The sequence below is a fragment of the Paraburkholderia sp. FW306-2-2C-D06C genome (assembly GCF_058781505.1).
On sequence record NZ_JBYSWU010000058.1, the window covers coordinates 1 to 24,772 of the forward strand.

At 62.8% G+C, this 24,772-nt stretch carries 20 protein-coding genes and 3 pseudogenes; 3 read left to right on the top strand and 20 right to left on the bottom strand.

The features are described 5' to 3' along the window. Positions 1–285: pseudogene (locus AC3WLT_RS31010) on the top strand (porin); the annotation flags it as partial. Between the two features lie 773 nt (positions 286–1,058). Here AC3WLT_RS31010 and AC3WLT_RS31015 read toward each other — a convergent pair. The 6 genes from AC3WLT_RS31015 to AC3WLT_RS31040 form a co-directional block, all read right to left on the bottom strand. Further along, a complete protein-coding gene (locus AC3WLT_RS31015; protein ID WP_492595460.1) occupies positions 1,059–1,580 on the bottom strand; it encodes a prolyl-tRNA synthetase associated domain-containing protein in 522 nt (173 codons plus the stop codon). Further along, the gene (locus AC3WLT_RS31020) at positions 1,570–2,370 is read right to left on the bottom strand and encodes an amino acid ABC transporter ATP-binding protein (RefSeq protein ID WP_492595461.1); all 801 of its coding nucleotides are present in this window, start codon (positions 2,368–2,370) and stop codon (positions 1,570–1,572) included. Before AC3WLT_RS31020 ends, AC3WLT_RS31015 begins: the two co-directional genes overlap by 11 nt. A gap of 43 nt (positions 2,371–2,413) precedes the next feature. Then, positions 2,414–3,121, bottom strand: a complete 708-nt coding sequence (locus AC3WLT_RS31025; RefSeq protein ID WP_492595462.1) for an amino acid ABC transporter permease — start codon at positions 3,119–3,121, stop codon at positions 2,414–2,416. A 77-nt stretch (positions 3,122–3,198) separates the two neighbouring features. Further along, a complete protein-coding gene (locus tag AC3WLT_RS31030) occupies positions 3,199–3,939 on the bottom strand; it encodes an amino acid ABC transporter permease (RefSeq protein ID WP_492595463.1) in 741 nt (246 codons plus the stop codon). Between the two features lie 94 nt (positions 3,940–4,033). Beyond that, positions 4,034–5,440 (bottom strand): aspartate ammonia-lyase, encoded by a 1,407-nt coding sequence (locus AC3WLT_RS31035; RefSeq protein WP_492595464.1) that lies wholly within the window; start codon positions 5,438–5,440, stop codon positions 4,034–4,036. Beyond that, positions 5,430–6,416 (bottom strand): LysR family transcriptional regulator, encoded by a 987-nt coding sequence (locus AC3WLT_RS31040; protein ID WP_492595465.1) that lies wholly within the window; start codon positions 6,414–6,416, stop codon positions 5,430–5,432. Before AC3WLT_RS31040 ends, AC3WLT_RS31035 begins: the two co-directional genes overlap by 11 nt. Before the next feature lie 230 nt (positions 6,417–6,646). On the opposite strand from AC3WLT_RS31040, the gene AC3WLT_RS31045 reads away from it, so the two are divergent. Then, complete coding sequence (locus AC3WLT_RS31045; RefSeq protein WP_492595466.1) at positions 6,647–7,456, top strand: transporter substrate-binding domain-containing protein; 810 nt, start codon at positions 6,647–6,649, stop codon at positions 7,454–7,456. A gap of 280 nt (positions 7,457–7,736) precedes the next feature. On the opposite strand, the pseudogene AC3WLT_RS31050 reads toward AC3WLT_RS31045, so the two are convergent. The 14 genes and pseudogenes from AC3WLT_RS31050 to AC3WLT_RS31115 all read right to left on the bottom strand — a co-directional run. Next, positions 7,737–8,333 (bottom strand): annotated as a pseudogene (locus tag AC3WLT_RS31050) (AraC family transcriptional regulator); the annotation flags it as partial. Between the two features lie 112 nt (positions 8,334–8,445). Then, on the bottom strand, positions 8,446–9,342 hold the full coding sequence (gene choW, locus AC3WLT_RS31055) for a choline ABC transporter permease subunit (RefSeq protein WP_492595467.1): 897 nt from the start codon (positions 9,340–9,342) through the stop codon (positions 8,446–8,448). Further along, positions 9,335–10,636, bottom strand: a pseudogene (locus tag AC3WLT_RS31060) (quaternary amine ABC transporter ATP-binding protein); the annotation flags it as partial. The pseudogene AC3WLT_RS31060 and the gene choW, both read right to left, overlap by 8 nt. Before the next feature lie 198 nt (positions 10,637–10,834). After that, positions 10,835–11,698 carry a glycine betaine ABC transporter substrate-binding protein gene (locus tag AC3WLT_RS31065; RefSeq protein ID WP_492595468.1) on the bottom strand — a complete coding sequence of 288 codons (864 nt, stop codon included), beginning with the start codon at positions 11,696–11,698 and terminating at the stop codon, positions 10,835–10,837. A 126-nt stretch (positions 11,699–11,824) separates the two neighbouring features. Further along, complete coding sequence (locus tag AC3WLT_RS31070; protein ID WP_492595469.1) at positions 11,825–12,970, bottom strand: FAD-binding oxidoreductase; 1,146 nt, start codon at positions 12,968–12,970, stop codon at positions 11,825–11,827. A gap of 15 nt (positions 12,971–12,985) precedes the next feature. Further along, positions 12,986–14,239 (bottom strand): aromatic ring-hydroxylating oxygenase subunit alpha, encoded by a 1,254-nt coding sequence (locus AC3WLT_RS31075; protein WP_492595470.1) that lies wholly within the window; start codon positions 14,237–14,239, stop codon positions 12,986–12,988. 60 nt (positions 14,240–14,299) lie between these two features. Further along, complete coding sequence (locus tag AC3WLT_RS31080) at positions 14,300–15,082, bottom strand: electron transfer flavoprotein subunit beta/FixA family protein (RefSeq protein ID WP_492595471.1); 783 nt, start codon at positions 15,080–15,082, stop codon at positions 14,300–14,302. Next, positions 15,079–16,251, bottom strand: a complete 1,173-nt coding sequence (locus AC3WLT_RS31085) for an FAD-binding protein (RefSeq protein WP_492595472.1) — start codon at positions 16,249–16,251, stop codon at positions 15,079–15,081. Before AC3WLT_RS31085 ends, AC3WLT_RS31080 begins: the two co-directional genes overlap by 4 nt. 4 nt (positions 16,252–16,255) lie before the next feature. Further along, the gene (locus AC3WLT_RS31090; protein WP_492595473.1) at positions 16,256–18,181 is read right to left on the bottom strand and encodes a (Fe-S)-binding protein; all 1,926 of its coding nucleotides are present in this window, start codon (positions 18,179–18,181) and stop codon (positions 16,256–16,258) included. A gap of 2 nt (positions 18,182–18,183) precedes the next feature. Beyond that, on the bottom strand, positions 18,184–20,265 hold the full coding sequence (locus AC3WLT_RS31095; protein WP_492595474.1) for an oxidoreductase: 2,082 nt from the start codon (positions 20,263–20,265) through the stop codon (positions 18,184–18,186). A gap of 36 nt (positions 20,266–20,301) precedes the next feature. After that, positions 20,302–20,835, bottom strand: coding sequence for a DUF5943 domain-containing protein (locus tag AC3WLT_RS31100; protein WP_492595475.1), 534 nt, complete (start codon positions 20,833–20,835; stop codon positions 20,302–20,304). Between the two features lie 75 nt (positions 20,836–20,910). After that, positions 20,911–21,882, bottom strand: coding sequence for a dipeptidase (locus tag AC3WLT_RS31105; protein ID WP_492595476.1), 972 nt, complete (start codon positions 21,880–21,882; stop codon positions 20,911–20,913). Positions 21,883–21,913: 31 nt separating this feature from the next. Then, positions 21,914–23,188, bottom strand: coding sequence for a serine hydroxymethyltransferase (locus AC3WLT_RS31110; RefSeq protein ID WP_492595477.1), 1,275 nt, complete (start codon positions 23,186–23,188; stop codon positions 21,914–21,916). A gap of 220 nt (positions 23,189–23,408) precedes the next feature. Further along, the gene (locus AC3WLT_RS31115) at positions 23,409–23,666 is read right to left on the bottom strand and encodes a hypothetical protein (RefSeq protein ID WP_492595500.1); all 258 of its coding nucleotides are present in this window, start codon (positions 23,664–23,666) and stop codon (positions 23,409–23,411) included. 46 nt (positions 23,667–23,712) lie between these two features. Between AC3WLT_RS31115 and AC3WLT_RS31120 the strand changes: the two genes are divergently transcribed. Next, complete coding sequence (locus AC3WLT_RS31120; protein WP_492595478.1) at positions 23,713–24,696, top strand: GlxA family transcriptional regulator; 984 nt, start codon at positions 23,713–23,715, stop codon at positions 24,694–24,696. The last annotated feature ends 76 nt before the right edge of the window (positions 24,697–24,772 follow it).

Genomic DNA, 24,772 nt, shown 5'->3' on the forward strand with positions numbered 1-24,772 from the left:
GACGACGGCTTCTACGTCGGTACCACCTGGCAGGTCACGGCGCCGCTGCTGCTGACTGCGGCGGCCTACTACGATCATTCCCGCAATGCGTTGGACGCCGACGGCACCACGCTCGGCCGCGGCGTCCGCTACTCGGGCGTGCTGCTAGCCGAATACTCGCTGTCCAAGCGGACCGAAGTGTATGGCACGGTCGATTTCATCCGCGGCACTGGCGCGGCGAAAGCAGACTTTCCAGGCCGCAACAACCAGACCGGCGTCGCGCTCGGCCTTCGCAACATATTCTGATTCGTGCTGACCGGTTTGCCGCCGGGCATCGCGCTTCCGAACCACCTGCGCGTGCTTTTTCTATACGCGCGCAGGTGGGGCGCAATGTGCTGCGGATGACCGGTCCGACCGCCAACCTCGCCCTCAGCCGCGAAAATCGAGTTTCCACACGCCCTCGGCCGCGTGCTGCCTCATGCAAAGGGCATACGCAATGTGAGCCGCGTAAGTCTGTGATCGGCGGCACGACCCTCTCCTGCCGTTGGCCCCGAGCAATCCCGATGGCGGCTTCTGAGGTGGAGCAGCCATCGAGTTGGACGACAGCCGCCTAACATCGGCGATGGCCGATGACGTGTCGGCGAGGAACACGTGCGATTGATCGTTGCACTTCATCAAAAGACGTTCAACCAACTGAGCGTCTAACGGCCGAGGTGGGCCGTCGAGACGCGACACTGGGCCCGCGCCGTCGTCATCACTGGCGAGTACCGCTGCGAACCTCTGTATTGGTCGCATAGCTCAAGGAGAAGAGTCGAGTTGGCCTATGGGGCGTCGAACGCATATTAGTCACGCCAGCGGCGAGCCTGATCCTCGTGCGGCTAGGCCGCCCGATCATGTTGCTGAGTCCGACGTGCCGCGCGACCGAAGAGACCGAGGACACGCTTACTAAAATCGCGCTTACAAGCCAAACAGCAGTCGTGTCCGGGTGGTACGGTCGCCCAACGGAGCATCCAGCCTCCTGTGCCCCAACTGGCGACTCTGCGTCAAACCGCCACCTTGCAACCGGCCGCATGCTTGCCTCAAATCGCTCCAACCGCGACATACGTCGGCTCGCATCCTATTGCGCTCAAGAAGCCATCCCAACCGTCGCGTGCCAGGGCAATGGTTGACGTGTTCACGAGCGGATGAAATAGCAGCCGGGACATTTCGCGCAGACTCTCGTCGATCACGAGTTCCACTGCCCTTTCCTTATCATTGATCAGAGCGAGCGGCGACAACGCACCCGGCACGACGCCCAAACGGTCGCGCAGGACATCCGCTGAGCACAACGAAAGCCGCCCACACCCTAGCCTGCGTCCTAGCGATGCCGCATCGACTTGGTGATCCGCTTGCGCGACGACCAACAGTAAACGCCGCTTCTTCTTGTCCTGCATCAGGAGGTTCTTACAGCGCGCCCCCTCGATGCCAAGGCCTAGGCGAGCGGACTCCTGCATCGAAGTCACGACGGCATGAGGTGTTTCCTCGTAAGCAATCGCGTTCTTATCGAGATACGCTAGCAACTCGTGCCTGCCTGCAAGCTGTTTTTGTTCGCTATAGGACATGGCTGAGAAACTCCCGCGTTCGCGGATCCCGGGGAGCATCGAAGAATTCCTTCGGCGATCCGGATTCCACGATCAGCCCTTTATCCGTGAAAAATACCTGATGCGCAACCTCGCGCGCGAAGCGCATCTCGTGTGTCACCAGGATGCTGGTCATGCCCTCCGACACGAGGTCCCTTATCGTGTTCAACACTTCCTTCACTGTCTCAGGGTCGAGTGCTGCAGTCACTTCGTCGAAGAGCATGACGCCGGGGCGCATCGCCAACGAGCGCGCGATGGCAACACGCTGCTGCTGCCCTCCTGACAACTGCCCGGGAAAAGACTTCTCTTTGCCGGACAAACGGACCTTGGCAAGCAGTTCAACCGCGCGCGCTTCGACTTCTTCTTTCGACTGACGCAACACGTTGATCGGCGCAAGCATCACGTTTTCCAGCACTGTCATATGGGGGAAAAGGTTGTATTGCTGAAACACCATCGACACGTCCTTGCGCAGCGCGATGCGATCCTTGTCGTTGCGCAGAGTGTGAACCGCATGGCCCGCCGCATAGACTTCACCATCGTCGATGTCGACGAGGCCGTTGATACAGCGCAAGAGCGTCGATTTGCCCGATCCGGATGGACCGATCAAAGCCGCCGCGGTCCCCTTTTCCACTTCGAGGGACACGCCGCGCAACACTTGATGCGTCCCAAAGGCCTTCTTTACATCGCGCACCGACACGATGGGCTCTGCCGCCGACGCTAAAGGCGGACGTGCGCTCGATGGCGCCAGTTCAATTCGCTGAGTGGCCGTCATATGTCTCTCCACATTCTTCCTGTATTCGTTGGCGCTCGTCGGCTTATCGATAGCGCCGCTCAAGCTGCTTCGTGAGCATCGCAATCGGGGCGCAGTAAGCAAAGAAAAGCACGAGAATGAGACCGTATACGGGCATCATTAGCGCGGGATTGGCGAGCGCCGACAGCACCGAGCTCGCGATGCTCACGCTCTCGTCGACACCTACTATCGAGACCAGCGGCGTCGACATCATCAAAATTGCGTACGTGTTCATCCAAGGCGCGGCCATGCGCTTGACCGCTTGCGGCAAGATGCAGAGCTTGAGCGTTTGCCCGCGCGTGAGGCCGAGCGCGGCCGCAGCCTCCCATTGCGCCGTAGGCAAAGACTGAATGCCGCCGCGAACCACTTCGGACACGTTGCCCATTACCGGAAAGGAAAGCCCCACGATGCCCTTGACCCAGGCAGGAAACGGCACCGACAAACCCAGCACGTTGATCTGATACGGCATCAGGTAAATGCAGAAGAACAAGATGACGAGCCATGGAGCGTTGCGGAAGAATTGGGTAATCCACCGGCTGGCCACCCGCACGCCTTTATGGTGCGATATCTGGCCAATGCCGGCCGCCGTGCCCAAAACCGTTCCAATCGCCATCGCTACGAAGCTGATCAATACGTCGAACGCAAAACCTTTGAGAAGAACGGGAAGCCATGGAATCAATGTCGTCCAGTGGGCACCGTCCGCGCCGGCGGCAGTAGTTTGCGCGCTCGCCACTGCCGGGCAAGCCAGAGCGAGCAAGGCGGCAGCGCCAAGCAACAACGACGGCGACGACGAAATGGAATGACGCGTACTCATTGTTTCCCCCAGCCCGGTACGGCAATCGACTTTTCCAACCTATTCATCAGCATCACGAAGAGACCGATGACGCCCAGATAGAACACCAGCAAAACGATCATCATCTCGAGTGTGTTCAGGTCTTGAGCCCAGATCTGCGACGACACATACAGCAGCTCCGGTACCGCGATGGCGTATGCGTTGGTTGTTGTCTTGATCAGATTGATCAAGTTATTGCTCAACGCCGGCAAGCTGATTCGCAGCGCTAGCGGCATCAAGACTTTGCGAAAGGTTTGCAGATGGCTCATTCCGAGTGAGGACGCAGCCTCCAACATCGAATGCGGTACTGCCTCGATTCCGGAGCGGAAGATTTCGACGTTGAATGCTCCCGCAAACAGGATCAGCGAGACAACGGCCCATCCGATATTCCCGAGCAGCGGCGTGGGAGCGCCGGCCAGATGAGTCAGAAAGGGACTCAGTGCGAAGTAAAAGAAGTACAGCTGCACGAGCGGTGGCGTGTTCCGGAATATCCACACGTAGGCGAGCGCGCACAGGCGCAGCCCTCGTGAATGCGAGCGCTGGAAAAACGCACCGATCGCGCCCAACACGACGCTCCCCGCGATCGATGCGGCCGACAGCACGAACGTCATCGCGATACCACGCACGAAGGTATGCCATTCGAATGCGTCGTAGAACACCGAGAAGTTGACGCCGTAGTGCGCGTTCAACCACTGAAATAATCCAGCGGCATTGATCATCTATTTGCTCCTCTCCAAGGCATCGCCCACGGGCTTGTATCATCTCCATCGGAGCGCTGCCCCCGGTCTCCACCGCTACTAGTTTTACGAAACCTCAAAACGTAGGACGCGTCGATTCCTCGATATGACGGCGAGCCTCGGTCGCGCTCAGTACGCCGCTCTCCTCGAGGATCTTGATCAGCGGCTGCCCTTCCTGCACGGACTGCCTGGCCAATTCGCTGACCTTCGCGTATCCGAGCGTTGGCACGAGCGCCGTGGCCACGGCCATCGATTCGAACACGTGCCGCTCGTTGACTTCGACGTTTGCCCGAATGCCTTGCACGCACTTCTCGCGGAATAGACGAACACCGTTCGTCAGCAACCCCAACGATTCGAATAACCGATCGGCCACCACGGGCTCGAAGTGATTGATCTCCAACTGACCGCATTGGACGGCTTGGGCGACGCAGTTATCGTTGCCGACAACCGCGAACCCCAACTGCACGATCGACATCGGCACCACGGGATTGACCTTGCCGGGCATGATCGACGAACCCGCCTGCACCGCCGGCAACGTGAGCTCCGCGAGTCCGCCAACAGGGCCCGACGAGAGCAGAATCAAGTCCGAAGCGATTTTTCCGAGCGACGTGCCGCACACCCGCAGTTCGGCGGAAATGCGCGAGAACACATCGAGGTTTTGCATCGCATCGAACGCGTCGTCCGGCGCACGGTAGGCAATGCCAGTCAGAGAAACCAGGTGAGCAAGTGCCGCGCGCCGGTAGCCTGCCGGCGAGCCAAACCCCGTACCGATGGCGGTACCGCCGAGCGGCAAAGCGAGCAGGTTTTCGCGAGCAGCTAGCAACTCATTGGCGAGTCGCTTCGTCAGCGCGGCATAGCCGCCGAACACCTGACCCAATCGCATCGGCTGCGCATCCTGCAGACACGTTCGGCCCAGATGCAGCACGTCGCCGAACTCGATGGCATTGGATTCAAACTCCTGAGCGAGTTGCGACAACTCGGCTGCGAGCGGCACGATCAGTTCGTAGACCGCCATCTTCATCGCGGCCGGATAGACGTCGTTCGTCGATTGTGAGCGGTTGACGTGATTGTTCGGATGCACGAAGTCGTAGCGGCCAGGCACGCCGCCGAGCAACTGTTGCGCACGATTGGCAATCACTTCATTGAAATTCATGTTGGTCGACGTGCCGCCTGACCCTTCGAGCAGATCCACCACGAACGAGCTGGCGTGCAGCCCATCGACGATCTCGCGACATGCCCCGACGATTGCTTGGCACTGCTCCTCCGTCAAGACACCCAGATCGCGATTCGCCAGCGCGGCGGCCCATTTGCATCGTGCGAACGCCCTGACGAACTCGGGCACGTCTGCGATCGTCCGCTTCGATACGCGCAAATTCTCCACGCCTCGCACGGAATTCACGCCATACAGCTCATGGTTCGGGATGCTGACATCGCCCCAATAATCGCTTTCCGTTCGCGTCAAAGCCTCTGTGCTACCGCTCATGTTCAGTCTCCGTTTCGATGTCGATCAGTTTGGGAAGGTCGGCATGGATTTGTGCAAGCCGTTGCAATAGCGACGTCGACACGATCGAGTGAGCGATCGCATAGACGTCGTTGAATAAATGACTGTATTCATCGCGGCGTGCGATGAGATAAAGCGAGCGGCCGGAGGTCGATGCACTCAGGAAATGCAACTTCACTTTTCTTGCGTACTCCCCGGCTTGCAACAGGCACATGGGTGTCGTGATCGCCCAGCCGATGTCGCCGGCGACCATCGACGTCAGTGTGTCGGCCGTATCGACTTCGAGGCGTCGAGCAATCCGGACATCGATACGCCGTAGGTAACGTTCGATTTGTGCCCCGATGTGCGACTGCCGATTGAAGCGGACGATCGGCAATGCCTCCCCCAGCGCGCGCAAATCCGCAGGCGTACGTATGGCGCCCGTTTGCTGCTTGGGTGTGATCACCACGAAGGGTTCGGAGAGCAGCCGCCGACGCTCGATGCCGTCAAGGTCCGCCAATGGATCCGTCGAGATGACGAGATCGAGGTCGCGCCCGACGAGCCCCTCGCTGTGATATGGCGAGAGTCCCGTGCGAATCGAAAGCGTGGTGGACTCATTTAACATCGCTTTGATGAACGCTGGCCCGCATGTCCCGGCAAAGGAATCGACGAGGCCGACGCGCACATCGGGTTTGATGCCTTTGCTCGCATCGATGACATGCGCCTTCAAACGATTCAAATCCTCCAGGAGCGCCATGCCGCGATTGCGTAACGCCAAGCCGGCCGCCGTGAGGGTCAGCGGGCGCCGCTCGCGATTGAACAGCACCACCCCGAACTGGTCTTCGAGTTGCCGGATGCTTTGCGACACTGCGGACTGAGTCAGGCCGAGCCGCTTCGCGGCGTTCGACATGTTTCGTTCCTCAGCCGTGGTCACGAAGATCTGAAGGGTTTGCATATCCAAATTCTTGAAGGCGGGCACGATGTTCCCTCTCTTGGTTGGACTTTAAGCGCGGCTCAGTAGACGATCAAATGATAGGTCGACACTATCAGCAACGCTAATTCTGTCCCCCAGTTTTCCTAATAGCACGCCCCGATCATTTGAAAATCGACATTTGGCTGCGTAGGCTGGAATCGCTCGGACGCCTTTGTGGCGGTCCGATCGAGAGTCACACAAAACCGGCGTTAGCCTGAATCTTGGAGGAGTCCATCGTGAAATCGCTGTTTGGAATTGCCCTGTCGCTGTGCGTGGCGGCTTTCAGCATGCAGGCGCATGCGGGTGCGGATGCGTTGAGTCAGATCAAGAGCGCGGGCGTCATCAAGATCGGCGTGAACACGGACTACAAGCCGTTCGGCATGCGCGATCAGAGCGGTCAGATCGTCGGGATTGAGCCTGACTTGGCGCGCGATATCGGCAAGCGGCTGGGGGTAAAGGTCGAAATGGTCCCGGTGCAGCCGGCGAACCGGATTCAGTTTCTGCAGCAGGGACGCATCGACGTCATTCTGGCGAGCCTGACGTACAACCAGGAGCGGGCGAACGTCGTCGACTTCATCCAGCCGTTCTACTACGCCGGCGGTACCGGCTTCATCGCACGTAAGGGCTCGAACTTCAAGAATTGGACCGATCTTCGCGGCAAGACGGTGTGCGGCGTGCAAGGCACCTACTACAACCGAGCCGTCAGCGAGAAATACGGCGTAAACATCGCCGCCTTCGCGGACCTCACGCAAGCAATCAATGCGTTGATGAACAACTCTTGCGTCGGGTTCGTCGAAGACAGCACGGTGACCGGGCAGTTACTGAACGACAGCAAGCTGAAGGATTTCGATGCGCCACTGCCGCCAGACGACGTGCAGCCGTGGGGCCTGGCGGTGGCGAAGGACAACGCGGACACGCCGTTGACCAAGTTCTTGTCGAGCACAGTCGCCTCTTGGCACAAGAGCGGCGAGCTGATCGACTTGGAAAAGAAGTGGGGCCTGCCGGCCTCGGGATGGCTTCAGGCCGAGCATAAGAAGCCGATGTAAGGGGTATCGCGATTGATCGAGCGGAGGCGCGTCGGCCGGGCGCGCCGTTGGGTTCGAAAGGCGTGGTTGGCGATCATCACGGGTACCGCTCCGAAAAGTCCCGTCTACCGGTGTAGCGTTTCCGCAACAACCAGAGAAAGCCAGCCTCCGTTGAGTACGCTGGTGAGTACACCGATGACCGAAACACACTAGCAGCTCTTTGAGAGTCCTAAGAACTGCTAGATTCCGCGCTGCAGTGAATGAGGAAACGACTTCGGTTCAACGATAGAACTGGCGCCCCTACCTGCGTGGCGAGTTGCTGGCCGAATCGCGCACCGACCAGATGCAGCATCAGATCAAGTGGCGCGGTGCCGCCTGTGCATGTGAGGCGGTCGCGATCGACAACGAACAGTTCGTCGGAGAAATACACCTGCGGAAACTCGTCGTGCAGCGCCGACAGATTTTCCCAGTGGACGACGCAGCGGTAGCCGTCGAGCAGTCCGCTCGACATCAGCGCATACGCGCCCGTGCAGATCCCCCCGAGGGGCAGTCCGCGCTTCGCCGGCATGGCAAGTTTCGCGCGCGCGTTTTTTTCGTCGACGACCTCGCGAATGCCGACCCCGCCGCAGACGATCATCACATCCGGCATCGCTCCCGAATCGAGCGTTTGGGTCGGCCACACCGCAATCCCGTTGCTTGCGTGGACCGGTGCGCCGTCGAGCGAATAGATCGACCACCAGTAGTGATCGGCGCGTCCGACGTAGTTCGCCATGCGCAATACTTCCACCGCACTCGAAAACGCGATCATCGAGAAATTCGGCAACGTCAGAAAACCGAAGTGCGCGAGAGACGTGGCCGTAGATGCGCAGTCGACAGGTTCAGCGGCAACGGAAATCACAGCAACCTCCTGAAGAACGGGTCGTGCTATACCGGCTCCGCGGCGAAGGTGGGGAAAGCCGGCACTCGGCTGCCGGGCGCCGCAACGGGCGCCCGGCGCAGCCCTCGCTGAATCAGGTACCCACAGCGGTAGGCTTGGCGCGGAACAACGCCTTGAGGCCTGAGAACAGCGGCGCTTTCGCGGCGCCCGGCGCGCGGCCGAAGCTTTCGGTGATGCGATCGAGGATGATGGCGAGCAGCACCACCGACAAGCCGCTTTCGAAGCCGAGCCCGATGTCGAGACGCTGGATGCTCGCGAGCACGTCGTTGCCGAGGCCGCCCGCGCCCACCATCGACGCGATGATCACCATCGACAGCGCCATCATGATCGTCTGGTTCACGCCCTGCATGATCGAAGGCAGCGCGCTGGGGAACTGCACCTTGTACAGCAGTTGCAGCGGATTGCAGCCGAACGCATGCCCCGCCTCGACGATCTCGATGTTGACGTGGCGAATGCCGAGGCTCGTCAGGCGCACCGCGGGCGGCATCGCGAAGATCACCGTCGACAGAATCCCCGGCACGCGGCCGAGACCGAACAGCATCGCTGCCGGGATCAGGTAGACGAACGCCGGCATCGTCTGCATCAGGTCGAGGATCGGGCGCACGACCGCGGCGACCCATTTGCTCTTGGCGGTCGTGATGCCGAGCGGGATGCCGAGCACGAGGCTGATGATCGTCGACGACAGCGTGAGGCCCAGGGTGACGACCGTTTGGTCCCAGAAGCCCGTGGCATAGATCAAGAAGAGCGCCAGCGTCGTGAAAATCGCAAAGCGCCAGCCCACGCGCCACAGACCGATACCGATGAAGAACGCCATCATCGCCCACATCGGCACGGCCTGGAGGCCATGCTCGACGAGCGCGGCAAGCGTCTCGATTGCGTGGCCGATGGCATCGAACGTCTTCGCATCGTGGTCGAGCAAGTAGTGAACGGATTGGTCGACCCAACTACCGAGGGGGATCATTTCAGACATGGGAACCTCGCGAACGCGTGATGGCCTTCAGGATGAGCGCGCGATCGACCGAGCCGCAGTAGCAGCCCTGGTCGTCGACGACGGGCAGCGCATTCGGACTCGCGACCACGCGCGCGACGACATGTTCGAGCGACGCGTCGCGCCGGATGCTTTCGACCGGCCGCAAAGCCGGCGCGGCATTGCCCGCGCCGTTGCCCAGCGCATCTCGCGTGACGAAGCCGCGGATCTTGCGTTGCGCGTCGAGCACGAACGCGCATCCGGCGCTGCCGTTGAGCGCCGCCGCGACGTTCGTGGCGTCGGCTTCCGACACGAGCGGCACGGCGCCCGTTTGCATCAGATCGCCCGCCGTCAGATAGCGGCTCGTATCGATGCCATGGAAAAACGCGCGCACGTATTCGTCGGCCGGGTTCGCGATGATCTGCTGCGGCGTGCCGACCTGAACGAGGCGGCCGCCTTCCATGATCCCGATCCGGTTGCCGATGCGCAGCGCTTCTTCGAGATCGTGCGACACGAACATGATCGTGCGGCGATGCTCCTTTTGCAGCTGCAGCAGCACGTTCTGCATTTCCTTGCGCTTCAGGGGATCGAGCGCGGAAAACGCCTCGTCCATGATCATCAGCGACGGGTTCACCGCGAGCGCGCGAGCGAGGCCGACGCGCTGCTGCATCCCGCCCGACAGCTCGCGCGGCAGCTTCTGCGAAAACGGCGCGAGGCCCACCTGCTCGAGCACGTCCATCGCGCGGCGCTCGCGCTCCTTCTTGCCCATGCCCGCCACCTCGAGGCCGAATGCGCCGTTCGACAGCACGGTGCGATGCGGCATGAGCGCGAACGACTGGAACACCATGCTCATGTCCTTGCGGCGCAGCGCGGTGAGTTCCGAGCGGCGGGCGGTGGCGACATCGCGGCCGTCGATCAGCACCTTGCCGGCGCTCGGGTCGACCAGCCGGTTCACGAGCCGGATCAGCGTGGACTTGCCGGAGCCCGAGAGGCCCATCAGCACGAAGATCTCGCCTTCCTGCACATCGAACGACACATTGTGCACGCCGACGACCTGGCCGGTGCGCTTGAGTACTTCATCCTTCGTCGCTCCGGCGGCGAGCATGTCGAGGGCCTGCTTCGGGTTGTTTCCAAATACCTTGCAAAGACCTTCGACTACGACCTTGGGGGGTTGCATCGAGACCATCTCCTCATCTATCTGAAATTCGTGCGCCTCACTCCGATGCCTACATAGTTGCCCAAAAAAACAATGGCCTTTCAAAGTTTTGCGACTAGCGCTTGCGCTCTTGCGACACGTCATCCGGGAGCGGCTGGAGGAACTCGCTAAAGAGCGGGGTGGGTTCTCGACACAGGGGTGTCTGCGCACAAGAAAAAGGCCCAATCGACTGGCGTCAATAGGGCCTCCTTAGCCGGTCCAACGGCCCTGAGCACTCGGTTCAACGCCCTGTCCGGCGCGCCTTCCGATGGACAGGGATCTCGCCGCAGGGCGATCCTGTCACTGCGCGCCTGCGACCCAGGCACTGACGCGGTCAGGGTGGTCGGCGATCCACTTGTCGGCGGCGGCCTCCGGTTTCGCGCCGTTCTGGATCGCCAGCATCACGCTATCGATTTCGCCCGGCTTCCACTGAAATTTCTTCAGGAACGCCACGACGGGCGGCGCCTTCTTGTCGAGAGCCGGGTTGACCACGCTATCCACGTGCTCAGCACCGCCGAAGACCTTCTTCGGATCGTCGAGGAACTTCAGCTTCCACTTCGCGAACATCCAGTGCGGCGCCCAGCCGGTCACGATAATCGGCTTGTTGGCGTGCATTTCGCGCGCCAATTCCGAGGTCATCGCGCTGCCCGAGCTCGGCATCAACTGATAGTCGAGGTTGTAGGCCTTGATCGCCTCATCCGTTTTCTTCATCACACCGGCCCCCGCATCGATGCCGACGATGCGGCCGCCGAAGTCCGCCTTATGACCCGCCAGATCGGGAATGCTGTTCTCCGGCAGGTCCGCCGGAACGATCAGGCCGATCTTCGCATCCGGGAAGTTCACGCCCACGTCTTCCACCTTCGACTTGAACTGCTCGTAGTACGCGGCGTGCGTGACCGGCAGCCACGCGGAGAGCGTCGCGTCGAGGTCGCCACGCGCCACGCCCTGCCACATGATGCCCGCGGCGACCGGCACGAGTTGCACCTGGTAGCCGAGCTTCTCTTCGATGACGCGCGCGGCGACGTTCGACGTCGCGACGCTATCGTCCCAGCCTTCGACGTAGCCGATCTTCAGCGTCGGCTTGCCGTCGGCGAACGCCGGCGCGCTCAACGCCACCATCGCCGACAACGCGCCGGCACACAACAGTTTTCCCCAAAGCTTCATGCTCAATCTCCTCTGAATAGGGCAGGCGCCCCGTTGCCTCACTAGGGTCTTCCGCCGTAAATCGGCGGTATCGTTGTTATGCGACACACGTTTGTCCTGCAGCGACTTCCTGCAGCGACGTCCTGGTTATTTATCGACGACGAGATCAGTGAGCGGCTTGCTGCAGCAGAGCAGCACCATTCCCTGATCGATTTCGCGCTGACGAATGCCGCCGTTGTGCTTCATCTCGACCTGGCCCGACACGAGCTTCACCTTGCAGGTGCCGCACATGCCCTGTGTGCACGACGCGGGCAGGCGCACGCCGGCTTGCTTTGCGGCGTCGAGCACGTGCTGCTCCGAGCCGCAGACGATCTCGCGGCGGCTCTTCGCGAAGCTGACCGCGAACTGCTTCGTCTCGGCGCCGCCGTTCATCGCGGGCGCGACTTCGGCAGCCGGCTCGTCGCTCTCGGTCTGCGCGAGCTGCTCGAACGAAAAGCTCTCTTCGTGATACTGCTTGCGATCGAAGCCGGCCTCGTCGAGCAGGTCGCGCACCGCCTTCATGTACGGCGCCGGTCCGCATGTGAAGACTTCGCGTTCCATGAAATCCGGCGCGATCAGCTTCAGGAGCGGCAGCGTCAAAAACCCTGTGATTCCAGGCCAATTCGTACGCGCCCCTGCCCGTTCACAAACGAACGACGTGCGAAAGCGCGTGTGGTTCGAGGCGATCAGGTCGAGCTCGCGCGCAAAGATGATGTCGTCGGGGGTTCGTGCGCTGTGCACGAACACGATGTCGCGGTCCTCGGCGAGATCGTGGTGCGCGCGGCTCATCGACATCAGCGGCGTGACGCCCGAACCCGCCGAAAGAAACAGATACTTGCGCGCCGGATGCCGCGCGCAGGTGAATTCGCCCGCCGGGCCCAGCACGCGGATCGGCGCGCCCGGCTGCAGGTTGTCGTGCAGCCAGTTCGACACCTTGCCGCCTGGCGTGCGCTTCACCGTGATCGAGATCGTGTGCGGCCGCGCCGGCGACGAAGAAATCGTGTAGCACCGGTTGATGGTCTCGCCGTCGATATCGAGCTCGAGCGTGATGAACTGCCCCGGCTCGAACACGAATGCACGTCCTTCGGGCGACCGGAAGAAGAAGCTCTTCACGTCGTGTGTTTCCTGCCGCACGTGGCAGCACACCAGCGTCTCCTCGGCGTCGCTCGTCCAACGCTCAGGAAGTGCGCTCCAGAACGCAGGCCGGGTGACCCTGCTGTCCGCCGCGTCCAATTGGGCCGCCTCTCGCATCATGTAAAACTCCGCTCCTCAAGCCTCTTGCGATGCGTCGATCTGCTCGGCAAGCCGACTGGTGTACCAGTCGCAGAACTTCTCGACGAGACCTTCCGTGTACGGCGAATACGGGCCCGGCTCGTAGGCGCTGCTCGTCGCGCCGCGCTGCGAATACTCGACGAGCGTGCGGTCTTGATCGTTGGTCGCGTTCCACACCGCCGTGAGATTCTTGACGTCGTAGTCGGCGCCTTCGACCGCATCCTTGTGCACGAGCCACTTCGTGCGCACGAGCGTCTCGCCCGCGGACAGCGGAATCACCGAGAACGTCACGATGTGATCGCTCATGAAGTGGTGCCACGAGTTCGGCTGCGTCCAGAACGACAGGCCGCCGAGATCGGCTTGCTTGAATTCGCCGAGCAGCTTCTTCGAGGCGACCTTCGCGTCGAGCGTCTGCGACTCGCCGCTACGGTCGAGCGGCAGGCGCTGCGTGCGAAAGCCGGTCGTATCGAGCAGCCGCTCGATCTCGGCCGACGGGAGGTTCAGTTCCGCCCATTCTTTCGCCCGCGCGATGCAAGTCTGTGCAAACGCTTCCATCCCTTCGGCGTTGGCCGGCGAGCGCTGATAGCCGAAGCCATATTCATAGAGCGAGATGGTCAGCTCGGGATGGTTCGCGACGCAGTGATAGCACTCGCGATTGTTCTCCATCGTGAGCTTCCAATTGCCCTTTTCGATGATGTCGATCTGCGCCGCGATCTTCGCGTTCGGCAGATCATGCGGCAGCAGGTACGGTTCCATTGCCGCGCGCATCGCAGCGAAATCGGCAGGCGGTTCGTCGGCGAGGCAGACGAAGATCAGGCCCGCGAGGTTCTGCACGTGAATCGATTTCAAGCTGTGCTTGCAGCGGTCGAACTGCTCGCCCATGTGCTCCGCAAACAGCAATTGGCCGGTGAGGTTGTAAGTCCAGCTGTGGTACGGGCACACGATATTGCCGACCGAACCCTTGTCTTCATTGCACAGGCGCGCGCCGCGATGGCGGCAGACGTTGTGGAACGCGCGGATCTTCATGTCGTCGTCGCGCACGATCAGGATCGAATCGTGACCGAGCTCGACCGTCACGTAGTCGCCCGGCTCCGGAACGTCCGGCTCGATGGCGACGTGAATCCAGTGCTTGCGAAAGATCGCTTCCATGTCGAGCGCGAAAATCTCGTCGCTCGTATAAAACGGCGCTTCGAGGCTGTAACCCTTTTTGCGCCGATCGACCAGCGCGCGAATGTCTGCCGATACTTTCATATCGTTGGCTCCGGATTCGTTACGTCTCTGTGCTTGAGTGCCTGGCTGAACGCAGGCACGTCAGTAATCGATGAGTTGGTGCTCGCGCAAATACGCGAGGATCACTTGTGCTTTTTCGACCGAACTTCCGTCAATTACGACGCTGCCGCCGCGGCTTTCGGTTGTCGTCGCCGAGAGCATCCGGGCATGCCCGGAGCGCTTTTCGGCGGCGGCGAGCTTCACAGGCTTGCGCTCGATCGGTCCCACCTTCCATGCGCCGGCGTCGGTGTCCGCGCCGGGCACGACACGCACCGGCCGGACCGCGCCGGCGCGCAGCCTTGCATACGCGTAGCGCGGCTGTGCGTTGGCGAGCGGATGCACGGCGACGACGGCCGGCAGCTGCGCGTCGACGCGCCGTCGCAATCCCTTCGGCAAAAACTGCCGGATCGTTGCGCGACCGTTGTCGACCGATACGTCGACGGCCGCGCCGACAAGCGGATAGCCGAGCGCTGCGGCAACACAGTACGGAAGCATGCCGGTGTCGTACGCGCCCTCAGCGCGCGTGCCGGTCAGCACGAGGTCGCAGCCCTCCAGGCGCGCCGCGAGCGCGCTCGCGGCGTCGCCGTCGCGATAGGTCAGCACCTCGACCTCGCGTGCGCCGAGCGCCAGGTATTCGGCGAGCGCGGGTGTGATCGGGTCGCCCGCATGGAGCACGTCGAGTTGCGCTTGATGGCGCTCGGCCAGCGCGCGGCCGATCTCGAGCGCGATCGCGTCGTTGCGGCTGTAGCGCGATTCGCCGCTGACCGGATGGCGGCCGACGGACACCAGCACCGCGATGCGTCTCAACAGTCGAGGGGCATTCATGCTGCGACTCCTGCCAGTTTCGGTTCGCCGGCCACGGCCGGCGTTTGTCCACGCGCTGCGCGCGCGGCCTGCACTTGCTCGATCAACGCGGCAATCGTCGCCTGCGCGTCGCCGACCACCGTCAGGTTCGCGCGCTTCGCGATCGGCGCGCTGCCGTCGAGGTTCACGGCGATCACGTGCCGGCAGTCTTTGATGCCCTGCAAGTGCTGCACCGCGCCGGAAATGCCGAACGCGATGTAGACGCTTGCCTCAACCGTCTTGCCGGTCGCGCCGACCTGCTTGTCGCGCGCGAAGTGGCCGTTGTCGACTGCGACGCGGCTCGCGCCGATCGCCGCGCCGAACGCACCGGCTAAATGCTGGAACGCCGCGATGTCGGTTACGCCGTTGCCGGCCGACACGATGAAATCTGCTTCCTCGAGCGCGACCTGCGCGGCGTCGATTTCCTCGAGGCCGAGGTCGCGGCAGGGCTGCGCGGCTTGATCCGCCGGTCGAACGAAATCGCCCGACAGACGCTCGCCCGAGCCGACGAAGGGCAGCTTCGCCTCGACCGCGTTTTGCGCGAGCAGGATCACTTCGGGCAGCGCGCGCGTCGCGAACGCGCGTTTCGCTTGCGCATACGCGCCGACGTGGTGCGCATCGATCTCGACGACGTGCGTCGCGACGCTCGCCCCGGCGGCGGCCGCGTAACGGCGGCCGAGATCGCCATCGCCGGTCGCGTTGTCCGGCACGAACACGTGCTTCGGCGACAGCGCCGCGGCACATGTCTGCAATGCCTGCAATTCGCGCTCCGGTGCGAAGGTGCGCCGGTCGAAGCCGGGCAGCTCGATCAGCTTGTCGACACCCAACGACGCCACGTCGTCCTTCAGTTCACCGAACACCAGCAACGCGACTTCGGTATGCGCGTCGGCAAGCAGTGCCGCGGCGGCGAGCGCCTGACGTGCGTGGTCGTCAAGCGCGCCGCGCTCGCTGTGCGCGACGACGAGATGGCGGCGCGACACGTCGCGCAGCGCGCGCACGGGCTTCGCTTGCTGAGCGCCGCCGTGCGCATGGCCGGCCCATTGGGCCGCGCTGGCGTCGGCACTGCCTTCTTCGCCCAGCGTAATGCGCTTGAGCCCAGCCGGCGTGACGACGAACGGCCGGCGCGGATCGATTCTCTTGATCGTATTCATCGATTCACTCCAGCGAGGCGGCGACGAGTTCGGCTACATCGAGCACATCGGGGCGCGGCCCCACGACGCCCTCGAGCATCGCCGTGCAATTCGGGCATCCGACCGCGACGACTTCCGCGCCGATCGCACGCGCATCGGCGATGCGGATGTCGGGAATCCGCTGCTTGCCGGGGATATCGGTCAAAGGCGCGCCGCCGCCACCGCCGCAGCAGCGTCCGCGCATGCCGTTGCGCTCCATTTCGACTACCTGGATGCCGATCGTTTTCAGCAGCTTGCGCGGCGCTTCGGTCTCGCCGTTGTAGCGGCCGAGGTAACACGGATCGTGATAGGTGGTGCGCTTCTCGCGCAGCGCTTCGACTGCCTTCGGCGCGATGCGGCCGCTCGATGCGAGTTCCGCGAGGAACGTCGTGTGATGCAGCACGTCATAGCGTGCGCCCAACGCACGGTACTCGTTACGCAGGCTGTGCATCACGTGCGGGTCGGCGGTCACGATGCGCTTGAAATTCAGCGTCGACAGCGTGCTCATCAGTTGCTTGGCCATACGCTGGAACGTGGCTTCGTCGCCGAGACGCCGCGCGACATCGCCCGTATCGGTTTCGATGCCGCCAAGCACCGCGTAATCGACGCCCGCGCGGTTCAACACTTTGACGAGCGCGCGCAGCGTGCGCTGGTAGCGCATGTCGAACGCGCCCTCGCCCGCGACGATCAGCACGTCGACCGCCTTGCCCGGCTGCGCGACCGGCGCGTCCAGGTCGACCGACCAATCGTAGCGCGCGGCTTTATCGTAGCCGCCCGCTGTGCCCGTCTCGCGCAGGTTGGCGAGCACCTCCGGGCCCTTGCCCGGCACTTCGCCGTGCACGAGCGTCTGGTTGCGGCGCATGTCGACGATCGCATCCACGTGCTCGATCAGCATCGGGCACTCCTGGACGCACGCGCGGCATGTCGTGCACGACCAGAGCGTCTGCGCCTCGATCAGACCCGATACGATCGGGCCGTTCGGCGCGCCGCCATGCTGGCCTTCCGCGATGCCTGGCGTCGGGCTGCCCGCATAAGCGGCATCGGTGCCGCCCGCCAGCCCGACAACGAGATCCTGAATCAGCTTCTTCGGATTGAGCGGCTGACCGGACGCGAACGCCGGGCATGCCGCCTCGCACTTGCCGCATTGCACGCACGCATCGAAACTCAGCAACTGGTTCCAGCGGAACTCGACGGGCTTTGCCACGCCGTATTCCTGGTGCTCAATGTCGGGCAGCTTCAGCGCCGTCGGCGGCGTGGCCGTGCCGTTGCCGGTGAACGATTCGCGCGTGGCCGCAAAACGCTCCTGGCGCGGGTGGAAGGCGAGATGCAGCAGGCCGGCCAATGCGTGTTTCATCGGGCCGCCCTTCGCGGCGCCGAACGTCATCGCGAAGGCGCCGATGCCGATCAGTACCGCGCAGCTCACCGCGAACGCCTTCGACATCGCGGAAGCCGGCACGACGATGAACAGCAGGAGCCCGAGCGCAAACGAGCCGAGCAGCCACGGCAGCGTATTCCAGGGGCCCTTCGACAGCCGCGTCGGCACATCCTTCGCATGACGGCGGCGCCACACGAACACTGCACCGACCAGCATCGCGAGCGCCGCGAGGAAGATCAGCTTGTCGAGCCACGGCGAATAGATCGCCAGCCCGTAGTTGACGAACACGAGCGCGAACGCGGCGATCGCGCCGCCGGCGGTCGCGACGTGTGTCTTCGCGATGTACGGATCGCGCGCCACCACATGGTGCAGATCGACGAAATAGCGCTTCGGAATCGCGAACAGGTTTGCGACGCCGAATGAGCCGGGCGCGGTGGCGCGCCCGAGACGCCAATACGCTGAGCGCTTCGCGAGCGCGAACGCAAGCCCCGCCACCGACAACCACAGCAACGCGGTAATGAGCAACGCCGGGCTCATGATCAAAAGTCCTTGCAAAGGCGCAGCGCGTCGTAGATCGCGCCGTGGATGTTGTGCATCGAAATGCAATCGCCGACGCGAAACAGCAGGAAGCGGCCGTCGCCCAGCGTCTCGGCGAGCGATGGCTGCGGCTCGGCCGCAAAGAGCTTGTGCACGTCGACCTGTCCGCGGTTCACGGACTCGGGCTTGAGCTTCCAATAGAGGGCGTCGTTGGGCGTGACGCCGTTTTCGATCACGACCTGATCGACCGCGCGCTCTTCCTGCTCCTCGGTGTATTCGTTGCGCAGCACGGCGATCTTCTTGCCGTCCTCTTCATACACGCTATCGAGCCAGTAGTTCGGCGTATGGATCACGCCCTGCGCATACAGGCGGCGATAGAAGATCGGGAACGTGGTGCCGCCGACGTCGTCGGCCACCTTGACGTCAGGCGTCACGATCTCGACTTTCGAGCCGCGGCTCGAGATGAAATCGGCGACGCCGGCGCCCGCATGCGTGCTCACGCCGTCGTAGACGAGCACGTTTTGTTTCGGCTCGACCCGCCCCGCGAGAATGTCCCATGAGCTGACCGCGAGCCCCTCCTCGACGCCCCACGCCGGCACCTGGTTCGTGAAGCTCGAACCGCCCGTCGCCAGCACGATGATGTCCGGCTTCTCCGCAAGAATCATCTTTTCGTCGGCCGCGACGCCGAGGCGCCGGTCGACGCCGAGGCGCCGGTCGACGCCGATGCGCTTCGTCTCCATGTCGAACCAGCGCACGATGCCGGCCATCTGCTCGCGCTGCGGCGCTTTCGCGGCCAAGAGGATCTGCCCGCCGACTTCGTTCTGCTTTTCGAACAGCACGACGTCGTGCCCGCGCAAACGCGCGACGCGCGCGGCTTCGAGCCCTGCCGGCCCCGCACCGACCACCACCACTTTGCGCTTCGGCCCGCGCGACTTCTCGACCACGTGCGGCATTGTCGCTTCACGCGAGGTCGCCGCGTTTTGCACGCACAGCACGTCGAGGCCGTTGTATTGGCGGTCGATGCAATAGTTCGCGCCGACGCACTGCTTGATTTCGTCTTCGCGTCCGTCGCGGATCTTGATGACCATGTGCGGATCGGCGATCTGGGCGCGCGTCATGCCGACGAGATCGACCATGCCGCTCGCGAGCAGGCGCTCGGCCTGGCCCGCGTCGCGGATGCTCTGCGCATGCATCACCGGAATCTTCACCACCGACTTGATGCCCGCCGCGAGATGCACGAACGGCTCCGGCGGCAGCGCCATCGGTGGCATGCAGTTGGCGAGCGTGTTGTGCGTATCGGCGCCTGAGCCGATCACGCCGAGATAGTCGATGAGCCCCGTTTCGGACATCGCTTGCGCGATCTCTTTCAGTTGCTCGTGATCGAGTCCGTCTTCGTGGAATTCGTCGCCGCACATGCGCAGGCCGACGCAGAAATCCTTTCCGACCGCCTCGCGCACGGCCGTCAGCACTTCGATCCCGAAGCGCAGGCGGTTCTGCAGGCTGCCGCCCCACTCGTCCGTGCGAAAGTTCGTGCGCGGGCTCCAGAACTGATCGATCAAATGCTGGTGGGCGGCCGAGATTTCGATGCCGTCCATCCCCGCGTCCTTCACGCGCTTCGCCGCCGCCGCGAAATCGGAGATGATGCGGCGGACTTCCTCGACCTCGATGATCTTCGCGTTACCGCGGTGTACAGGCTCACGCACGCCCGAGGGCGACATCAGATGCGGCCAGTGCTCGCCATGGAACGCCGAGCGGCGTCCCATATGCGTCGCCTGGATCATGATCTTCGCGCCGTGCCGGTGCATCGCTTCGGCCAGCCGGGAGAGTGGCTCGACGATGCGATCGGTTGCGAGATTCACCGATTTCCACCATCCCTGCGGACTGTCGATCGAGACCGGGCTCGACCCGCCGCACACGGCAAGGCCCACGCCGCCCTTCGCCTTCTCCTCGTAGTAGCGGATATAGCGATCGCCAGGCAGGCCGCCGGGCTCCGCGTACACCTCGGCGTGCGCGGTGCTGACAATACGGTTGCGCAGCGTGAGCTGGTTCAGCGTCAGGGGTTTGAACAGGTGGGGATAGCGCATTTCAAGCGACCTCGAACGTAGTGCTCTATTGCTGTGTTATTGAACGAGCGGCGAAACTTCAAACACGCAATGGTCATGGCCTTCGGCCGCGCATTGCACCTCTTTCGATTGCGAGCGCGGCGCATGCTTGCCTTGCTCGCTCGTATCGTTCACCCAGTCCATCGCGCCCGCGAACCAGCCGGCGAACATGTAGCAGAGCTTGCCCTCCTTGCCCGGCTGCTGGAGCACGAAGGACGAATGGCGCAGCTCGATGCGTGCGTGAGCGCTTGCCGGATCGGCCTCGACGATCTTGAAGAGACCCCAGCCGCGTTGCGACAAACGCTTCAAGTAGTGCTCGAAAACCGCCATGCCGCTGAGGCCGTGCTGCTTCGCTTCCTTATCGCACCAGTGGTACGCGGACTTGTAGCCGGCCTTGTAGAGAATCTCGGCATATGCATCGCGGCCAAGCGCTTCCTCGACTGCCGTATGGTTGTTGGTGAAGAAATGACGCGGGACGTACAGCATCGGCAGCGCGTCGGTGGTCCAGACGCCGGTGTTGGGATCGACGTCGATCGGCAGTTGGGGTTGCATTGTGGTGTCTCCGTAAGCGATGGGGCGCATGCGTATCGCTATTTTTGCGTATGTGGATGAAGCGAGGCTGAAGCGCTAGGCGCCCCACACGTCCTTGAAAACACGCACCCAGTTTTCGCCCATGATCTTGCGGATGCGGGTCTCGCTCCAGCCCGCGCGCTCCATCGCCGCGGTCAGGTTCGGAAACTCGCCGATCGTGCGGATCCCTTCGGGGTTCACGACCTTGCCGAAGTTCGTGAGGCGCCGATAGCGGCCCTTGTCGTGCGTCAGCATGTCGAAGAAGTCCGTGCTGTAGCCCTGCGTGAAATCGGTGCCGATGTCGACCGCATCTTCGCCGATCAGATTGACCACGTAGCCGATCGCTTCGATGTAGTCGTCGATGGTGGCGTCGATGCCGCGCTTGAGGAACGGCGCGAACATCGTCACGCCGACAAAGCCGCCGGCGTCGGCGATCTCTTTCAATTGCTCGTCGCTCTTGTTGCGCGGATGCTCCTTGAGCCCCGACGGCAGACAGTGCGAATAGCACACCGGCTTCTTCGAAAACGCGATCGCTTCCGACGACGTCTTCGCGCCGACATGCGACAGATCGACCATGATCCCGACGCGATTCATCTCCGTGATGACCTCGCGCCCGAAGTCCGACAGCCCGCCGTCACGCTCGTAGCAGCCGGTGCCGACGAGGTTCTGCGTGTTGTAGCAAAGCTGCACCACGCGCACGCCCATGTCGGCAAACGCTTCGATATAGCCGAGGTTGTCCTCGAACGCATGCGCGTTCTGAAAGCCGAAGATGACGCCGGTCTTGTTTTCCCGCTTCGCGCGCAGGATGTCGTCGGTCGAGCGCACGAGCGTGAGCAGCTCGCTGTTCTCGCGGATCTGCTTCTTCATCAGCGCGATGTTGTCGACCGTCTTCGTGAAGCTCTCCCAGACCGACACCGTGCAGTTCGCGGCTGTGATGCCGCCCTTTCTCATGTCTTCGAATACCGAGCGGTCGAACTTCGAGATGTTCAGGCCGTCGATGATGATGCTGTTCTCGTGCAGCGTACTCATGAAGTGCTCCAGGCTTGTCGGGTCGGTCGGATCAGTAGATCGGGAAGCGTTCGCACAGCGCGAAGATCTCGCGGCGCACGCGCTGCTCGGTGGCGTGGTCGCCTTCCGGATTCGCGCGCAGTGCGTCGAACACGTCGAGGATGAGGCGGCCGATCTCGCGGAACTCAGCGACGCCGAAGCCGCGCGTCGTGCCGGCCGGCGTGCCGAGACGAATGCCCGACGTGATCGTCGGCTTCTCGGTGTCGAACGGGATGCCGTTTTTGTTGCAGGTGATGCCCGCCCGTTCGAGCGCCTGCTCGACTTGCGTGCCCTTGAGCCCCTTCGGGCGCAAGTCGACAAGCAACAGGTGATTGTCAGTGCCGCCCGTCACGAGATCGACGCCGCCCTCCTCCAGTACTTCGCCGAGCGCCTGCGCGTTCGCGAGCACGCTGTCGATATAAGTTTTGAAGCCCGGCTGCAGCGCTTCGCCGAACGCGACCGCCTTGCCCGCGATCACGTGCATCAGCGGCCCGCCTTGCAGCCCGGGGAACACGGCCGAGTTGATCTTCTTCGCGATCTCCTCGTCATTCGTCAGAACAAACCCGCCGCGCGGGCCGCGCAGCGTCTTGTGCGTAGTCGACGTGACGACGTGCGCATGGCCGAGCGGATTCGGATGACGTCCCGCCGCGATGACGCCGGCGATGTGCGCCATGTCGACCATCAGCTTCGCGCCGACGCCGTCGGCGATCGCGCGGAAGCGCGCGAAATCGAGCACGCGCGGATAGGCGGAGAAGCCCGCGATGATGAGACTCGGCTTGTGCTGCTGCGCGAGCTCCTCGACCTCGCCGTAGTCGATCAACATCGTGTCGCGGTTCACGCCGTACTGCACCGCGTTGAACCACTTGCCCGAGAGCGCCGGCTTCGCGCCATGCGTGAGGTGCCCGCCTGCGTCGAGCGACATGCCGAGCACCGTATCGCCAGGCTTTGTCAGCGCGAGCATCACCGCGCCGTTGGCCTGTGCGCCCGAGTGCGGCTGCACGTTCGCGTAGCCCGCGTTAAAGATTTGCTTCACGCGCTCGATCGCGAGCGCTTCGACTTCGTCGACGAATTCGCAACCGCCGTAGTAACGCTTGCCCGGATACCCCTCGGCGTACTTGTTGGTCAGCACGGAGCCTTGCGCTTCGAGCACCGCGCGCGACACGATGTTTTCCGACGCGATCAGCTCGACCTGCGACTGCTGCCGCTCGAGCTCTTTGAGGATGGCGTTCTGAACCGACCCGTCGCGATGGGACAAAGACTGCGAGAAGAAGGACTGGCTGTTCGACATGGAGCGTCCGTGACAGTGAGAGTGGGCGAAGGGCAACGCGAGGACCCCGCGATTTCCGGCATTCCAGCGGAGTCACGCTATGGCTGCCGACGGCACTATTCTTGTCGTTCGGATTTGCTGTCGTGATGCGAATTTAGACGTGTTCTTTACCTTTTCCGCCATTCGCGTCCATTTACCACTAATCGTCAGCGCAAAGCGCCCATGCGACGCGCCAACGCCGTCAAAGGATCGCCTCGTCCCGCAGACGGAACTGCGCAACCGCATCGTTGAACCGCGCGCTCTGCTCTTCGAGCGACAGCGCGACGGCCGACGCCTCCTCGACGCGGCGCGTTGAAGCGCCGATCAGCTCCTTGATCTCTTTGGCAGCCGACGCGCTGCGCGCGCATCGACGTGGCAAATTGCGACCTACGTATGCGCGGCCTAGGGTTTTGTCGCATGGCACGTTTCTTCTGCTCGCTCCCAAAATACGGTGCGGCATTCCAGCCACCCTAACCGACACCGATCAAGCTCAAGGAACGGTCCATATGTCCCCCGACCGTGCAGCGAAGTTCGCACACTTCGCCTTCATGCCACTGCCTAACTTCACCATGATCGCGTTCGTGAGCGCGATCGAAGTGCTGCGCATGGCCAACTACTTGAGCGGCGAGCCGCTCTACCGATGGTCGATCGTCAGCCCGGAAGGCGGCCCGGTGACGGCAAGCAACGGGCTCGATATCAACACCGGCCCGGTGGAATGCGTCGGGCAACCGGACATCGTGTTCGTCTGCGGCGGCGTCGACGTGCAGAACGTCACGACGGCCGCGCATCTGTCGGCGTTGCGGCGCTTTGCCCGCATGGGTGTCGCGCTCGGCAGCCTCTGCACGGGCACCTATGCGCTCGCGAAGTCCGGCCTGCTCGCCGGCTACGCCTGCGCCATCCACTGGGAAAACATGTCGGCGCTCAAGCAGTCGTTTCCCGACACGCGCTTCTTGAAGGAGCTGTTCGTCATCGATCGCGACCGCATCACCTGCACGGGCGGAGTCGCACCGCTCGACATGATGCTGCATCTGATTACTGCACGCGTCGGTACCGCACGCGTCATGCAGATCGCCGAGCAGTTCATCGTCGAGCATGTTCGCGACAACAATGCGCAGCAGCGAATCCCCCTCATTGCACGGCTGGGTTCCGCTAACAAGTCGCTGTTCGAAGTCATGGCGCTGATGGAAAACAACATCGAGGAACCGCTCTCGCGCGATGAGTTGGCGCGTCTTGCCAACATGTCGCAGCGACAATTGCAAAGGCTGTTTCATGAGCATCTCGGGATGACGCCCACGCATTACTACCTGACGCTTCGGCTGCGTCGCGCGCGTGAACTGCTGTTGCAGACCGATATGTCGATCATGGACATCACGATGGCGTGCGGTTTCCAATCGGCGTGCCACTTCAGCAAGAGTTACCGTGAGACGTTCGGCGTGCCACCCACGCGCGAACGCCGCAAGCAGCTCGCGCCACTGGCGGCCCACGCTTGAGCCGCCCGCTCCCGGCTCACGACGTCTGCCAGCCATTGAGTAGGGGGCGGGGTCACCCCCGTCGCCCTCTCACACC

Excerpts from the sequence above, each read along its gene's own strand:
- AC3WLT_RS31015 (WP_492595460.1), bottom strand. The coding sequence starts at position 1,580 with ATGTCCTATAGCGAACAAAAACAGCTTGCAGGCAGGCACGAGTTGCTA.
- AC3WLT_RS31020 (WP_492595461.1), bottom strand. The coding sequence starts at position 2,370 with ATGACGGCCACTCAGCGAATTGAACTGGCGCCATCGAGCGCACGTCCG.
- AC3WLT_RS31030 (WP_492595463.1), bottom strand. The coding sequence starts at position 3,939 with ATGATCAATGCCGCTGGATTATTTCAGTGGTTGAACGCGCACTACGGC.
- AC3WLT_RS31035 (WP_492595464.1), bottom strand. The coding sequence starts at position 5,440 with ATGAGCGGTAGCACAGAGGCTTTGACGCGAACGGAAAGCGATTATTGG.
- choW (WP_492595467.1), bottom strand. The coding sequence starts at position 9,342 with ATGTCTGAAATGATCCCCCTCGGTAGTTGGGTCGACCAATCCGTTCAC.
- AC3WLT_RS31065 (WP_492595468.1), bottom strand. The coding sequence starts at position 11,698 with ATGAAGCTTTGGGGAAAACTGTTGTGTGCCGGCGCGTTGTCGGCGATG.
- AC3WLT_RS31070 (WP_492595469.1), bottom strand. The coding sequence starts at position 12,970 with ATGATGCGAGAGGCGGCCCAATTGGACGCGGCGGACAGCAGGGTCACC.
- AC3WLT_RS31075 (WP_492595470.1), bottom strand. The coding sequence starts at position 14,239 with ATGAAAGTATCGGCAGACATTCGCGCGCTGGTCGATCGGCGCAAAAAG.
- AC3WLT_RS31080 (WP_492595471.1), bottom strand. The coding sequence starts at position 15,082 with ATGAATGCCCCTCGACTGTTGAGACGCATCGCGGTGCTGGTGTCCGTC.
- AC3WLT_RS31085 (WP_492595472.1), bottom strand. The coding sequence starts at position 16,251 with ATGAATACGATCAAGAGAATCGATCCGCGCCGGCCGTTCGTCGTCACG.
- AC3WLT_RS31090 (WP_492595473.1), bottom strand. The coding sequence starts at position 18,181 with ATGAGCCCGGCGTTGCTCATTACCGCGTTGCTGTGGTTGTCGGTGGCG.
- AC3WLT_RS31095 (WP_492595474.1), bottom strand. The coding sequence starts at position 20,265 with ATGCGCTATCCCCACCTGTTCAAACCCCTGACGCTGAACCAGCTCACG.
- AC3WLT_RS31100 (WP_492595475.1), bottom strand. The coding sequence starts at position 20,835 with ATGCAACCCCAACTGCCGATCGACGTCGATCCCAACACCGGCGTCTGG.
- AC3WLT_RS31105 (WP_492595476.1), bottom strand. The coding sequence starts at position 21,882 with ATGAGTACGCTGCACGAGAACAGCATCATCATCGACGGCCTGAACATC.
- AC3WLT_RS31110 (WP_492595477.1), bottom strand. The coding sequence starts at position 23,188 with ATGTCGAACAGCCAGTCCTTCTTCTCGCAGTCTTTGTCCCATCGCGAC.
- AC3WLT_RS31115 (WP_492595500.1), bottom strand. The coding sequence starts at position 23,666 with ATGCCGCACCGTATTTTGGGAGCGAGCAGAAGAAACGTGCCATGCGAC.
- AC3WLT_RS31120 (WP_492595478.1), top strand. The coding sequence starts at position 23,713 with ATGTCCCCCGACCGTGCAGCGAAGTTCGCACACTTCGCCTTCATGCCA.